The organism is Amycolatopsis dongchuanensis (assembly GCF_039542405.1).
In the GTDB taxonomy this organism is placed as follows: Bacteria; Actinomycetota; Actinomycetes; order Mycobacteriales; family Pseudonocardiaceae; genus Amycolatopsis_E; species Amycolatopsis_E sacchari.
The window spans coordinates 43,910-57,014 of record NZ_BAABIB010000005.1 but is presented as its reverse complement, the minus strand read 5'-3'; the positions used below and the strand labels follow the sequence as shown (position 1 = coordinate 57,014).

Sequence of the window (13,105 nt, the reverse complement as noted above, 5' to 3'; positions counted from 1 at the left end):
GAATGGTCCGGTGGACAGACTGCGCTTCAGCCGCCGATCGCTCTTGATCGCCGGCGCCTCCGGGCTGGGCGTGGCCGCGTTCACCGCCGGTACCGCGACCGGCGTGCTGCCCGTGGACGAGGCGGTGCAGCGGGCGCTCGGCGTGACGTCCTCGACCCCGGTGAGCCAGCTGGGGTTCGCGCGGGTGGAGCGCGTCTGGTCGGCCGCGCGCGGTCGTGAGGTCGACTTCGTGACGTTGCTGCCGAGCAAGTCGCCGCCGCGGGACCTGCCGATGGTGCTGGTGCTGCACGGCCTGCACGGCCGCGCCCGCACCGCCGCGCCGACGGGCACCCTCAACGAGCTGGCCGGCCGCGTCGCGCGGCGTTCGGTGCCGCCGTTCGGGTTGGTCGCGGTCGACGGCGGGGACAACTACTGGCACCAGCACCACCCGGGCGACGACCCGATGCGGATGCTGCTGGACGAGGTGCCGCAGTGGCTGCGCCGCCGTGGTCTGGGCGGCGCGGCCGGGCGGCCGTTCGCGGTGCTGGGGATGTCGATGGGCGGGTTCGGCGGGCTGCTGTACGCGCGGCGCCGGGCCGAGCGGCGCCAGCCGCTGGACGCGCTGGCGTTGCTCGCCCCGGCGCTCATCCTGTCCTGGCCGGAGATGGCCAAGCGCGGCGCGTTCCGCGACGCCGCCGACTGGGCGTCGATGGACCCGCTGAAGCACCTCACGGCGACCGGCAGCGTGCCGACCGGCGTGTGGTGCGGCACCGAGGACCCGTTCATCGAGGGCGTGCGGAAGTTCATCGCGGCGACGCACCCCGCCGTCGCGTTCACGGCACGCGGCAAGCACGGCGACTCGTTCAACCGCACCGTGGTGCCCAGCGTGATCGGCTTCCTCGGGCGGCACGTCCCCCTGGTCTAGCTGTGCTGGACCGCTTCGAGCTGGAGGTGCTCGGTGAACCAGCGGGTGCTGGCCTCCATCGACTCCTCGAACCCCTTGCCGGGCAGGTAGAGGCTGTGGTGTTCCGCGTCGAGGACGGTGAGCTGCTTGGGCCCGTTCACCAGGTCGTAGAACTCCCGCACCAGCTCGCCCGGGATCAGGCTGTCACGGGAACCGGTGATCATCAGCAGCGGGATCGTGCCGAGCCGCCCGGCGTAGGGGCGTACGTCGAACTCGATGGCGTGCTCGAGCGAGCGGGTCGTGAACGAGTTCATCCAGCCCTTCGGCAGCCCGGCCGGCCCGCTGATCAGGTAGTCGTAGCCTTCCTGGGTGTCGACGAGCGCGAACCCGCCTTCCGGCGCGTCGGGGTGTCGCACCACCGGGGACAACGAGGGCCTCCCTCCGTCGAGCAGCCGCCGGCGCTCGTCGTTGAACACCTCCCGGAAGGCGGCCAGGCCCTCCGCGCCCAGGATGTGCCGGGTGATTTCGGTGCCCGCGATCCAGGGAGCCTGCGAGACGACGGCGTTGACCCGGGTGTCGATGGCGGCGACGGCCAGCACGTGGCCACCGCTGAAACTCGTCCCCCACAGCGCCACGCGGTCGGCGTCGAAGGCGTCGCAGGACTGCGCGAACGTGATGGCCATCTGCATGTCCCGGCACTGGGCGACGGGGTCGAACTCCTGGCGCGGCTGACCGTCGCTGGGCCCGAAGCCGCGGTGGTCGTACAGGACGACGCCGAAGCCGTGGTCGGCCAGCCATTGGGCCGCAGGGGCCAGCCGTTCGGCGGAGTCGGCCATGCCGTGGGTCATGATCACCACGGGCACCCGGCCGTTCGCCCGGTCAGGTGAGTAGGCAGTGCCCCGCAGCGTGAGGGCACCCTCGTACGAAGGGAACTCGATCTCCGTGTTCATGGTGCCCAGTCTCGGCCGCGCCAGCCGGACTGGCGATCAGTAATAGTCCAGTATTCATGAGCGGTCGTCCCGGAGATGTCCAGGGAGCTTTCCACGAAACGCGCGCCCGGCCCGGGCGTGCGGCAGATGTCTTCCGGCGCGAGGTGGCTGTGCCCCGCAGCGCATTCGAGGACGATCTGACCGGCTCGTCGCAGGAGCTCGCACGCACCGTCGGCGGGCCGGTACCGGACGATGACCGACGGGCCCTGCGGGTCGGCGAGGTACCTGTCGCCCCATTCCAGGAGCGCCAGGAGCGTGGGCCGCAACGCCAGGCCCTGCTCGGTCGGCTCGTAGGCGAAGCGCCGCCGGTCCCCGGGGACCAGCGCTCCCCCGCGTCCGTCCCGGAGAGGCAGCTCGACGAGCAGCAGGGCGCGAGCGTGATCGCCGAGGCGATCCTCGACGCGGAAAACGGCGCCTGGCCGCGCGGCGCCAGCCGGACCTGGGTGTTCCCACGGAAATCCCCGAGGGCCGCTGGCGCGGCTGGGGCCGGATCAGGCCGCTCGCAACGATCCTCGCCCGGCTCACCGGCAACGACGCCAAGCAGGCCAGTGCGCTCGCGCGTCAGCGGATCACCGCCAGCCGAGCCGAACGCGCCCGCCTGCCCTGATGAGTGGGGAGCGACCATGAGCCAGTCGCGCCGCGCGGGAAAGGCTTTCTGATGCGGCGCTAGTGCATCCAGCTGGACACGCGGGACAGGGCCCAGAAGCCGACGAAGATGGCGGCCAGGGTCAGGGACGACCAGAACAGCAGGCGGCGGTCGTCGTCGGTGGTGGCGCGGACCTTGCGGAGCGTGAACCAGCCCGCGACGAACAGCGGGACCGGCAGCAGCGGCAGCGGGGACAGGCGCACGAGCGTGGCGACCAGGCACACGGCGGTGAGGGCGATCAGCACCACCAGGACGCCGCGGTGCACGTGCCGGTGGCTCAGGTACGGCGTGATGATCCGGTACGTCAGATCGCTGATCCCACGCACATCGCCCCGGCCCTCCGGGACGACGGTTTCCGTGTCCGCGGTACCGGTCGTGGCGGTTTCGGTCCCCTGAGCGGGACCTGCCCCCTCGACGCTCATTCGCGTAGCTTATCCGCCCCGTCCCCGACCCGTTCGGGCAATGGCCCCTTACCCACGGCGACGAAAGCGGGACTCTTCTCGGTCGCCCGGGTAGTACAGCGGCCCCGCCGCTGACTAGGCGGTCTTCTCGCCGCGCTCGGTGCTGCGGCGGCGGGAAGGCTGCCGGGACACGATGGTCGGGTTGACGTTCTCGCGGACGGTCTGCTCGGTGATGACCACCTTGGCGACGTCGTTGCGGCTCGGGATGTCGTACATCACCGGCTGGAGGACCTCCTCCATGATGGCGCGCAGCCCGCGGGCACCGGTGCCGCGCAGCACCGCCTGGTCCGCGATCGCCTCGAGCGCCGTCTTGGTGAACTCCAGCTCGACGTTGTCCATCTCGAACAGCTTCTTGTACTGCTTGACCAGCGCGTTCCGCGGCTCGGTCAGGATCCGCACGAGCGAGTCCTTGTCGAGGTGGGTCACGTTCGCCACGATCGGCAGGCGGCCGATGAACTCGGGGATCAGCCCGAACTTGATCAGGTCCTCGGGCATCGTCTCGGAGAAGATGTCGCTCTCCTCGATCTCGGTCCTGGTGCGGATGTCCGCGCCGAACCCGATGCCGCGCTTGCCGATGCGGTCGTTGATGATCTTTTCCAGGCCCGCGAAGGCACCGGCCACGATGAACAGCACGTTCGTCGTGTCGATCTGGATGAACTCCTGGTGCGGGTGCTTGCGCCCGCCCTGCGGCGGCACCGAGGCGGTGGTGCCCTCCAGGATCTTCAGCAGCGCCTGCTGCACACCCTCGCCCGAGACGTCCCGCGTGATCGACGGGTTCTCCGACTTGCGGGCGATCTTGTCGACCTCGTCGATGTAGATGATGCCGGTCTCGGCACGCTTCACGTCGTAGTCGGCGGCCTGGATGAGCTTGAGGAGGATGTTCTCGACGTCCTCGCCGACGTACCCGGCCTCGGTCAGCGCGGTGGCGTCGGCGATGGCGAACGGCACGTTCAGCATCTTCGCCAGCGTCTGCGCGAGGTAGGTCTTGCCGCAGCCGGTGGGGCCCAGCAGCAGGATGTTGGACTTGGCGAGCTCGACCGGCTCGTCCTTCGAGTCCTTGGGGCCGGTCTTGTCGTCGGACTGGATGCGTTTGTAGTGGTTGTACACCGCCACCGCGAGCGTCCGCTTCGCGTCCGACTGGCCGATCACGTACTGGTCGAGGAACTCGTGGATGTCCAGCGGCTTCGGCAGCTCGTCGAGCTTCACGTCGCCGGCTTCGGCCAGCTCTTCCTCGATGATCTCGTTGCACAGATCGATGCACTCATCGCAGATGTACACGCCGGGGCCGGCGATGAGCTTCTTCACCTGTTTCTGGCTCTTCCCGCAGAAAGAACACTTCAGCAGGTCTCCGCCGTCGCCGATCCGTGCCATGACCGTTGACCTGTTCCCCTCCGGAGCGCCGGATCGGCGCACCTGATCGTCTACCTGCCCTCGCCGCCGAGACAGCGGATGTGAACCTCGCCTCTGACGGTACCCGCCCGGAGCCCGGTGCGGGAGGACCATCAGTCCCCGGGGAATGCCCGGAAGGCCCGACCACCGCTCCCGACCGCGGCGGTCGCAGCCTAATCGGGGGACCGGGCACGCGTCCGTCCCGACACGCGCCCGGTCCCCCGGTGGTTCAGTTGGCGAGCTTGCGGTACGACAGCACCTCGTCGATGATCCCGTACTCCTTGGCCTGCTCGGCGGTGAGGATCTTGTCGCGCTCGACGTCGCGGCGGACCTCTTCCTCGCTCTTGCCGGTGTGCTTGGCCAGCGTGCTCTCCATGAGGCGGCGAACCCGCTGGATCTCGTTGGCCTGGATCTCCAGGTCCGACACCTGGCCGTACGTGCCCTCGGTGGCGGGCTGGTGGATCAGCACGCGGGCGTTGGGCAGCGCGAGCCGCTTGCCCTTGGTGCCCGCGGCCAGCAGCACGGCCGCCGCGGAGGCCGCCTGGCCCAGCACGACGGTCTGGATCTCCGGGCGCACGAACTGCATCGTGTCGTAGATCGCCATCAGCGCGGTGAACGAGCCACCGGGCGAGTTGATGTAGATCGTGATGTCGCGGTCCGGGTCCTCGTGCTCGAGGTGCAGCAGCTGGGCCATCACGTCGTTGGCCGACGCGTCGTCCACCTGCACGCCGAGCATGATCTGCCGCTCCTCGTACAGCTTGTTGTACGGGTTCGACTCCTTGACGCCGTAGCTGGTGCGCTCGACGTAGGACGGCAGGATGTACCGGGATTGCGGAAGCTGGAAGTTGCTCATTTTCTTGTCTCCTTGTCCACGCCCGGTCAGTGGCTGCCGTTGGGCGAGGGAAGCTGGTTCTCCCGGCTCAGCACGTGGTCGACGAAGCCGTAGTCACGGGCCTCCTCGGCGGTGAACCAGCGGTCGCGGTCGCCGTCGCGGATGATCTGCTCGACCGTCTGACCGGTCTGCTCGGCGGTGATGCGCGCCAGCTCCTGCTTCCACTTGCCGAAGACCTCGGCCTGGATCGCGATGTCGGAGGCGGTGCCGCCGACGCCCGCGGACGGCTGGTGCATCAGGATGCGCGCGTGCGGCAGCGCGTACCGCTTGCCCGGGGTGCCCGAGGACAGCAGGAACTGCCCCATCGACGCCGCCAGCCCCATCGCGTACGTCGCCACGTCCGGCTCGATGAGCTGCATCGTGTCGTAGATGGCGAAGCCGGCGGTGACCGAGCCGCCGGGCGAGTTGATGTAGAAGCGGATGTCGGACTCGGAGTCCTCCGCGGCCAGCAGCAACAGCTGCGCGGTGATCCGGTTCGCCACCTCGTCGTTGACCTCGGAACCGAGCACGACGATGCGCTCGGCGAGCAGCCGCTCGAACACCGAGTCGGTCAGGTTGAGCCCCGCGGTGCTGGTCCGCGCCTCGGGCTTGTGCTGCGTCACGTCTGCCTGCCTTTTCGCCGCCGTGGACCTCGCGAGGAGATCCACTGTGGACGTCCTTCGAAGTTTGAGATCTTGCATTCGACCCTAACGAACTCGGGCGGCGCAGAAGTCCTGACACCGCCCGAGTTCGCTCAGAGCTTTACTTTTCGGTCGCGGACTCCGCACCCTCGGTGACCTCGGTCTCATTCGCCGGGGTCTCGACGGCGGCCTCGTCCTCGTCCTTGCCGAACAGGTCCTCCAGGTCGACCTCGGCACCCGAGGCGTCGGTCACCTTCGCGCGGCGCACGACCGAGGCCAGCGCCTTGCCGCGGCGCACGTCCGCGTAGATGGCCGACAGCTGGCCGGACTGCTGGGCCCGCTGCACGTACTCGTCCGGGCTGATGCCGAAGCGCTGCGCCTGGTAGATGATCCGCTCGGTCAGCTCGGCGTCGTTGACGCTGGTCTGCTCGGCGTCGGCGATCGTGTCCAGCAGGAGCTGCGTGCGCACGGCCTTCTCCGACTCGGTGCGCACCTCCTCGTTGAACTCCTCCAGCGTGCGGCCCTGGGACTCCAGCAGCTGGGCCAGCGCCTCCTCGCTGTGGTCGAGGTCGTGGACGGCGTCGTGCTTGCGGCTCTCGACCTCGGCCTCGACGACCTTCTCCGGCAGCGGCACCTCGACGCTCTCGAGCAGCTGGTCGAGGATCTTGTCGCGGGCCTGGACGCCCTGCTGGACCTTCTTCATCCGGGCCAGGCGCTCACGCAGGTCGGCCTTGAGCTCGTCGATCGTGTCGAACTCGCTGGCCAGCTGGGCGAACTCGTCGTCCGGCTCGGGCAGCTCGCGCTGCTTGATGCTCTGCACGGTCACCGAGACCTCGGCGTCGCGGCCGGCGTACTGCCCGGCGACGAGCTTCGTGGTGAAGGTCTTGGTCTCGCCGGCGTTCGCGCCGATGATCGCGTCGTCGATGCCGTCGACGAGCTGGCCGGAGCCGATCTCGTAGGACAGGCCCTGGGTGGCGGCCTCCTCGACCTCCTCGCCGTCGACCGTGGCCGACAGGTCGATGGAGACGAAGTCGCCGTTCTCGGCGGGGCGGTCGACGCCGGTCAGCGTGCCGAACCGGGCGCGCAGGTTGTCCAGCTCGGCCTGGACCTCCTCGTCGGAGACCTCGACGTCGTCGACGGTCACCGCGAGGCCGTCCAGCTCGGGCAGCGCGATCTCGGGGCGGATGTCCACCTCGGCGGTGAACTCCAGCACCTCGCGGTCCTCGAGCTTGGTGACCTCGAAGTCGGGCTGGCCGAGCGTGCGCACCTCGCCGGCGCGCACCGCCTCGAGGTACTTGGCCGGGATGGCCTCGTTGACGACCTCATCGAGCACCGGCGCGCGGCCGATCCGGCTTTCCAGGACGCGAGCGGGCGCCTTGCCGGGACGGAAGCCCGGGATGCGCACCTGCTGGGCGATCTTGCGGTAGGCGCGGTCGAAGTTCGGTTTGAGTTCGTCGAACGGCACCTCGACATTGATCTTGACTCGCGTCGGGCTGAGCTGCTCGACGGTGCTCTTCAACGTGTTCTCCTCGAGCCGTACAGGGATTGGTGGTGGGCACGCGGGTACCCGACGTCCGAGTCTAGGCCAGCGGCCCGTCACGCCGGGTCCGGCCCTGCAAGCAGCGTCAGGACGCGGCGGGAAGTTTACATCCAGCCCTGTTTTGTCTACCTTCTTCGACCAGCAGGTCCCCTATCGGCGAGGAGCCGGTCGTGGCTGGAGTACAGGCGGTGCAGGTCTCACGGGCCGCGGCGGCACTGCCCCGGCTCCGCGTGCGGGTTCCCGCCGTCGTGACACCCACCCTGTTGCTGTTCGGCTGCTCGCTCGCCCTCGGCGGGTTCGCGGCGTGGCTGTCGCTCCTGCACGTCGCCTCCGGGTGGGTGACGGTGCCGCTGCACGTCGCCGCGATGGTGGGGATGTTCGTCGTGCTGCACGAGTGCGTCCACCACGCCGCGGGCAGGCTGACCTGGGTCAACGACGTCGTGGGGCGGCTGGCCATGCCGTTCGTGTCGGCGTTCGGGGCGTTCGCGCCCGCGCGGTTCCTCCACCTCGCGCAGCACCGGGACGGCGTGGAGGGGCACCTGACGCCGTGGAACGTGCGCGGCCCGGCGTGGCAGCTGCCGCTGCGGTGGATGCTGACCGACCTCTGGCACGTGGCGGCCTACCTGCGCCGCACCGCGGAACGGCCGCAGTGGGAGGTCGCCGAGTCGCTGAGCATGCTCGCGCTCGTGCCGGGCACGATCGTGGCGGTCGTCGCGACCGGGCACGGCTGGGAGCTGGTGCTCGTCTACCTGCTGCCGCAGCGGATCGCGCTCGCACTGTCGGCCTGGTGGTTCGACTGGTTCCCCCGGCGGCTGCCCGCCGGTGCCCGCAGCTACCACACGGTGCACAACCGGTACCCGAACCTGCCGTTCTACCGGTACCCGCAGGCTTGGCTCGCCGAGCGGGACCTGGCTCCCGCTCCCGCGCCGCGGCCCGCGGCCCCGGAGGTGTTCCACGCGCTCGTCGTGACGGCCGTCCGGCCGCTGACGGGGTGCGCGGTCGAGGTGGCCTTCGCCGTGCCGCCGCACCTGGCCGAGGAGTTCCGGTTCACCCCGGGGCAGCACGTCGTGCTGAGGGCGGACATCGGCGGGGAGCAGGTGGCCCACCCGTACGCCATCACGTCGTGCCCGGAGGAGCCGGAGCTGCGGGTGGCGATCAAGCGGTTGCCGGGCGGGCGGCTGTCCACCTACGCGACGACCGAGCTGCGGCCGGGCGACCGGGTCGAGGTGCGGCCGCCGGACGGGCAGTTCTCGGTGCACCCGTCGCCACAGGGTGAGCACCTGGTGGCGATCGCGGCGGGGGTCGGGATCGCCCCGCTGCTGCCGATGCTCGCGCACGTGCTGCGGACGTCGCCCAAGCACCGGGCGACGCTGCTCTACGTCAACCGCAGCGGGGCCGACACGCTGTTCGCCGACGAGCTGACGGCGCTCGCCAGCCGGTTCGAGGGGCGCCTGCGGATCGAGCACTTCCGCACCGACGAGCGCGACCCCGACCTGCGCCCGCCGCGGCCGCCCCGTCCGTTCGACAGCATCGGTTCGGCGCTGGCGATCTGCTACGAGCGCTACCACGCCGGCGGCCTCGACGCGAAGCGCTTGCGGGCGCTGCTGGCGTGCCGCCTGCACCCGGCGAAGGTGGACGAGTGGCTGGTGTGCGCGCCGCGTGAGCTGGCCGGGGTGGTCCACGCGCTGCTGGCGGAGCACCACGTCCCGGAGTCCGCCATCCACAGCGAGCTGTTCTGGTCCGCGGAAGCGGCTTGACGGCCTGTGCCGCTCAGTCCTCCAGAGCGCTGTCCGGCAGCTCGCCACGAGGGCCGACGGCGTCCGCGACGCCCAGCGCCGTCCCGCCGCGGAAGACGGCGAGGCGGTATGCCACCTGATCGGTGCCCGAGCCCCTGACGGAGAGGCCGATCTCGTAGTCGCCGGGGTAGGTGACTTCGCCGGTGTACTGGATCCGGTACGACAACGGGGGCAGGTCCGGCACACCACCGAGCGCCTCGGCCGTGAACGCCGCGACGGCCTCGTCGTACCACGTGACGAGCGCGAGGTAGTTGACGTGCTGGTTGGAGTCGACGTCGCCGATCCTGGCGCGCAACGGGTAGTGGTGCGCGTAGGACCCGCGCCGGTGGCGTTCCGCGTCCGGCCGGGGCATCGGCGGCTGCTCGGGGAGCCGCAGGTCACCGAGGTCGGCGAGGAGCTCGCCGGGCAGGGGGAGCGGGCCACCGGCACCGGCCAGCACGACGGTCGCCTCCGCACTGCCGACGCGCTCGCCGCGGTGGAACACCGCCTGCCCGTAGGTGAACGACGACCGTCCGATGCGCTGCACGCCGGTGTGCACCTCGACGTCGTGGGCGCGGGGGCCGACAGGGGCGAGCCGGTCGACGGCCTGGCTCACGAGCAGGATCTGGAACGGCTCGAACCCGCCCGCGAGGACCAGCTGTTCGAAGCGGCGCATGCGGATGCGCAGCCGGGCGTCCTCCAGGCAGCGCGCGAGCCCGACGGTGCTCACGGCTCCGTCCCGGCCCCGGTCCGCCTGACGGATGTGGACCTCGGTGCGCACGGGGTAGTCGACCACGGACCCGACCCTAGTGACGGGGAGTGCGACGGGACGTGCCGTCTTGCCCGACCGGCTCCGGGCCGGAGGTTGTTCGGGCAGCGCCGCGAGGGTGCTCAGGCAGCAACCGCAACGCCAACACCGGGCAGAGCCGCGCCGCGCGCCGGGCGTGCGGCTCCAGCTCCGGGCGCAGCGCCGGTTCCCGCGAGCCGTCGCGGGGCAGGGGGTAGCCCCACGGGTCGCGGGCGAGCGTTTCCGGCAGCAGTTCCGCGCACAGGCCCCGCCCGTCGCACGCCGTCCAGTCGATGTGCAGTTTCACCGCGTCCTCCTCGCCGCGCAGCCACCCCGGAGGTGGCACGCGATCTCGTCGCCGAAGACCGCGAGGCTGCTGCGGGCGAACCGCGCGGCCCCGTCGGGGTGGTGGCAGGCGCCCCGGCGTTCGACGAGGTCCGCCAGCCGCGCGACCTGCTCCGGCCGGGCACCGGAAACGACGTCGCTCATGGCCCTCGCCAGCGCGGGCAGGCCGTTGAGGCACGGGCCGCACTGCCGCGCGCTCTGCCGGGCCAGGTACGTCAGCACCTCCGACGCGACCGCCAGCCCGCACTCGGCGGCGTCCAGCGCCACCAGCACACCTGCCCCGAGTGAGCCCAAAGCCTTGCGCGACAACGGAATCCGAGCGTCGGCGGCAGGCACCCACGTCCCGTGGTAGCCACCGACGAGCACCGCCCGCAGCTCCCCCGCCGGGCCGCCGGCCTGCGCGAGCAGCTCGCCGAGCGGGACGCCGTGCGGCACCTCGTACACCCCGCCACGCCGGACGGAGCCGCTGACGGTGGCGAGGAACGTGCCCGGCTCCTCGGCCGTGCCGCACTGCCGGAACCACTCCGGCCCGTACCGCGCGATCTGCGCGACGTGCGCCAGCGTCTCCACGTTCTGCACGAGCGTCGGCCTGCCGTGCACGCCCGAGCGGACCGTCAGGGTGAGCCGGTCGGACGGCAGCGCCTGCCTGCCCTCGACCGCCGCGACGACCGCCGACTCCTGGCCGGCGACGAAGTAGTCCGGCGCCACGACCACCGCGACGGGCAGCGCGTCCCACCCCGCACGCTCTGCGAGCGCCGCCCGGACCGCTTGTGCGGCAAGGCCTTCCGGTACGTACACGACGGCGGTCGTCGCGCGGACGGCCTCGGCGGCCAGCTGCAGCCCGTCCAGCACGAGGTGCGGGGCGCGCACGAGCAGCGTGTGGTCCTTGGCGCTCGCGGGCTCACCCTCGGCGCCGTTCGCGACCACGACGGGTGCGCTGCCCTCGGCGACCGCGGAGAGCTTGCGCCACACGGGAAATCCCGCCCCGCCGCGACCCGTGAGCCCGGCTTCGCGGACATCGTCGACGAGGGCGCGGCCCCACGGGACGCGGCCGTTGCGCGCCAGGTGCGTGGCGAGATCGGAAGCCGCCGCGTCGAGCAGTCTCATACCCGGACCTCCCTTCTCAGGAACAGCGCGCCCACGACCGAGAGGACGCACAGCACAGCGACAGTCAGGAACCACGGGCTGAACCCGTCGGTGCCCGTGCCGAGTGCGTGAACGAGGGCGACCGGCCAGAGCGCGTACGCCGCCCAGTGCACGGCTCGCCACGTACGCCTGCCAAGCCGGTGACGCAGCAGGCTGGTGACGACGAGCGCGAGCAGCACGTCGAGCGCCACCGTGCCGAGGCCCTGCCAGAACGGCCGGTACTCGCCGACGAACGGCAGCACGAGGTCGAACAGCCGCAGCATCGCGTACGGGTCGAACAACAGCAGCCCCACGTGCAACGCCAGGAACACCGCGGACAACAGGCTGACGTTCCGGTGCAGTTCGGCGACGGCGAACCGCGGCAGCCCCGGCGCCGGGCGCCCCGAACGCGTCGCGATGCCCAGCACCGTCGACACGGTGAGCAACACGAGCGCGACGATCCCCGTGCCACGGCCGAAATCCCACAGCGCGGTCGTGCTCACGACTCCTCCGGCCAGCCGCCGAGCACGTGCACGCGCCCGGACTGGTCGACGAGACGCGCCGGTACCCCGAGACCGGCGAGCCACACGGGCGCCGCGTCGCCCCGGACGAGGGCGGCCGTGGTCCACGTGTTGGCGTCCACGCACCGGTCGGCGACCACCGTGACGCTGCGCCACACCCGTGGCGCGGGCTGGCAGGTACGCGGGTCCAGCACGTGGTGCAGCAGCCGGCCGCCGCGCCGCCAGCTGCGGCCGGTCGTGCTCGACGTCGCCATCGCGGCCCCGCTCGGCACCGCCACGACGCAGGCCGGGTCGCCGGGCCGGTCGCGGACGAAGATGCGCCACCCGCCGGCCGGGCCCGCGCCCGCGGTGGCGAGGTCACCGCCCAGTTCGACGAGCACGCCCGTGCCGAGGGCACCCGCCGCGAGCCGGGCGCAGCGGTCCGCCGTCCACGCCTTCGCCGTCGCGCCGAGGTCCACGCGCACGCCACGCGGCACGGTGAGCCGCCGCCCGTCGAGCCGGATCCGCCGCCAGCCGGGCGCCGGGCGCACCCACACGGGGATCGCGGGACCGTCCGCCTCGACGAGCGCCAGGTCCCGGTCGTACCCCAGGTACGCGAGTGCGTCGCCGAGCGTCGGGTCCACGTCGCCGTCCGTGCGGCGCGCGGCTTCGAGCGCGGCGGTCACCAGGTCGGCGAGCAGCTCGCTGACCTCGACCTCCTCCCCCGCGCGTTCGGCCGCGGCGAGTTCGGAGTCCGGCCGGAACCGGCTGCACGCGCGGTCCACCGCCGCCAGTTCCGCCTCCACGAGCGCCCGCGCGTCGGCGAGCGCCGCCGGCTCGGTCACGACGACGCGGGCCGTCGTGCTCCACACCGGCCACTCCGCGACCGTGTCCCCGGTGAGCAGCGCGTTCATCACGATCCCCTCGACGAGCCGTGCGCCTGGCCGCTGTCGGCGGACATCCCGCCGCCGTAGCCCTGGACCGCGCTGTCCGAAGTGGACTGCTGGTTCGGCGCGGCGTCCGAGACCGACACGGCCGCGACGGTCGCGCCCGCCACCCCGAGGACGGCGACCCCCGCGGTCACGAGTGCGATGCGGCGCACTCCCTGTTCGGTAGTCATGCCGTTCAGGCTCGGTGCGGAGTCTGTGTGGTT

The 13,105-nt window shown here is 71.6% G+C and carries 15 protein-coding genes; 2 read left to right on the top strand and 13 right to left on the bottom strand.

Features of this window, described 5'->3' with window-relative positions; all coding sequences use genetic code 11:
- Positions 1 to 10 precede the first annotated feature (10 nt).
- Entirely contained in the window at positions 11 to 904 is an 894-nt protein-coding gene (locus ABFX51_RS00615; protein ID WP_425425856.1) for an alpha/beta hydrolase, read from the top strand.
- Here the strand turns inward: ABFX51_RS00615 and ABFX51_RS00610 are convergent.
- The 7 genes from ABFX51_RS00610 to tig form a co-directional block, all read right to left on the bottom strand.
- Positions 901 to 1,833, bottom strand: a complete 933-nt coding sequence (locus ABFX51_RS00610; RefSeq protein WP_346051377.1) for an alpha/beta hydrolase — start codon at positions 1,831 to 1,833, stop codon at positions 901 to 903. The two genes, ABFX51_RS00615 and ABFX51_RS00610, sit on opposite strands and share 4 nt — an antisense overlap.
- Positions 1,830 to 2,138, bottom strand: coding sequence for a hypothetical protein (locus ABFX51_RS00605; RefSeq protein WP_346051375.1), 309 nt, complete (start codon positions 2,136 to 2,138; stop codon positions 1,830 to 1,832). Before ABFX51_RS00605 ends, ABFX51_RS00610 begins: the two co-directional genes overlap by 4 nt.
- A gap of 400 nt (positions 2,139 to 2,538) precedes the next feature.
- The gene (locus tag ABFX51_RS00600) at positions 2,539 to 2,940 is read right to left on the bottom strand and encodes a hypothetical protein (RefSeq protein WP_091512519.1); all 402 of its coding nucleotides are present in this window, start codon (positions 2,938 to 2,940) and stop codon (positions 2,539 to 2,541) included.
- A 114-nt stretch (positions 2,941 to 3,054) separates the two neighbouring features.
- Entirely contained in the window at positions 3,055 to 4,350 is a 1,296-nt protein-coding gene (gene clpX / locus ABFX51_RS00595) for an ATP-dependent Clp protease ATP-binding subunit ClpX (protein WP_091512518.1), read from the bottom strand.
- A gap of 247 nt (positions 4,351 to 4,597) precedes the next feature.
- The gene (locus ABFX51_RS00590; protein WP_091512515.1) at positions 4,598 to 5,221 is read right to left on the bottom strand and encodes an ATP-dependent Clp protease proteolytic subunit; all 624 of its coding nucleotides are present in this window, start codon (positions 5,219 to 5,221) and stop codon (positions 4,598 to 4,600) included.
- Positions 5,222 to 5,247: 26 nt separating this feature from the next.
- Entirely contained in the window at positions 5,248 to 5,862 is a 615-nt protein-coding gene (locus ABFX51_RS00585; RefSeq protein ID WP_091512514.1) for a ClpP family protease, read from the bottom strand.
- Between the two features lie 139 nt (positions 5,863 to 6,001).
- On the bottom strand, positions 6,002 to 7,399 hold the full coding sequence (tig, locus tag ABFX51_RS00580; RefSeq protein WP_091512511.1) for a trigger factor: 1,398 nt from the start codon (positions 7,397 to 7,399) through the stop codon (positions 6,002 to 6,004).
- A 191-nt stretch (positions 7,400 to 7,590) separates the two neighbouring features.
- On the opposite strand from tig, the gene ABFX51_RS00575 reads away from it, so the two are divergent.
- On the top strand, positions 7,591 to 9,177 hold the full coding sequence (locus ABFX51_RS00575; RefSeq protein WP_346051371.1) for an FAD-binding oxidoreductase: 1,587 nt from the start codon (positions 7,591 to 7,593) through the stop codon (positions 9,175 to 9,177).
- 13 nt (positions 9,178 to 9,190) lie between these two features.
- Here the strand turns inward: ABFX51_RS00575 and ABFX51_RS00570 are convergent, their stop codons facing one another.
- The 6 genes from ABFX51_RS00570 to ABFX51_RS00545 are packed head-to-tail and all read right to left on the bottom strand — an operon-like array spanning position 9,191 to position 13,072.
- On the bottom strand, positions 9,191 to 9,991 hold the full coding sequence (locus ABFX51_RS00570) for an acyl-CoA thioesterase (RefSeq protein ID WP_346051369.1): 801 nt from the start codon (positions 9,989 to 9,991) through the stop codon (positions 9,191 to 9,193).
- Between the two features lie 10 nt (positions 9,992 to 10,001).
- The gene (locus ABFX51_RS00565; RefSeq protein ID WP_346051367.1) at positions 10,002 to 10,289 is read right to left on the bottom strand and encodes a ferredoxin; all 288 of its coding nucleotides are present in this window, start codon (positions 10,287 to 10,289) and stop codon (positions 10,002 to 10,004) included.
- Positions 10,286 to 11,434 carry an NADH-ubiquinone oxidoreductase-F iron-sulfur binding region domain-containing protein gene (locus tag ABFX51_RS00560; RefSeq protein ID WP_346051365.1) on the bottom strand — a complete coding sequence of 383 codons (1,149 nt, stop codon included), beginning with the start codon at positions 11,432 to 11,434 and terminating at the stop codon, positions 10,286 to 10,288. The genes ABFX51_RS00565 and ABFX51_RS00560 overlap by 4 nt, the downstream gene beginning before the upstream one ends.
- Positions 11,431 to 11,955, bottom strand: a complete 525-nt coding sequence (locus tag ABFX51_RS00555) for a ferric reductase-like transmembrane domain-containing protein (protein WP_346051363.1) — start codon at positions 11,953 to 11,955, stop codon at positions 11,431 to 11,433. Before ABFX51_RS00555 ends, ABFX51_RS00560 begins: the two co-directional genes overlap by 4 nt.
- Positions 11,952 to 12,866 (bottom strand): FAD:protein FMN transferase, encoded by a 915-nt coding sequence (locus ABFX51_RS00550; RefSeq protein WP_346051361.1) that lies wholly within the window; start codon positions 12,864 to 12,866, stop codon positions 11,952 to 11,954. Before ABFX51_RS00550 ends, ABFX51_RS00555 begins: the two co-directional genes overlap by 4 nt.
- Positions 12,866 to 13,072 carry a hypothetical protein gene (locus ABFX51_RS00545; protein WP_346051359.1) on the bottom strand — a complete coding sequence of 69 codons (207 nt, stop codon included), beginning with the start codon at positions 13,070 to 13,072 and terminating at the stop codon, positions 12,866 to 12,868. Before ABFX51_RS00545 ends, ABFX51_RS00550 begins: the two co-directional genes overlap by 1 nt.
- Between the last annotated feature and the right edge of the window lie 33 nt (positions 13,073 to 13,105).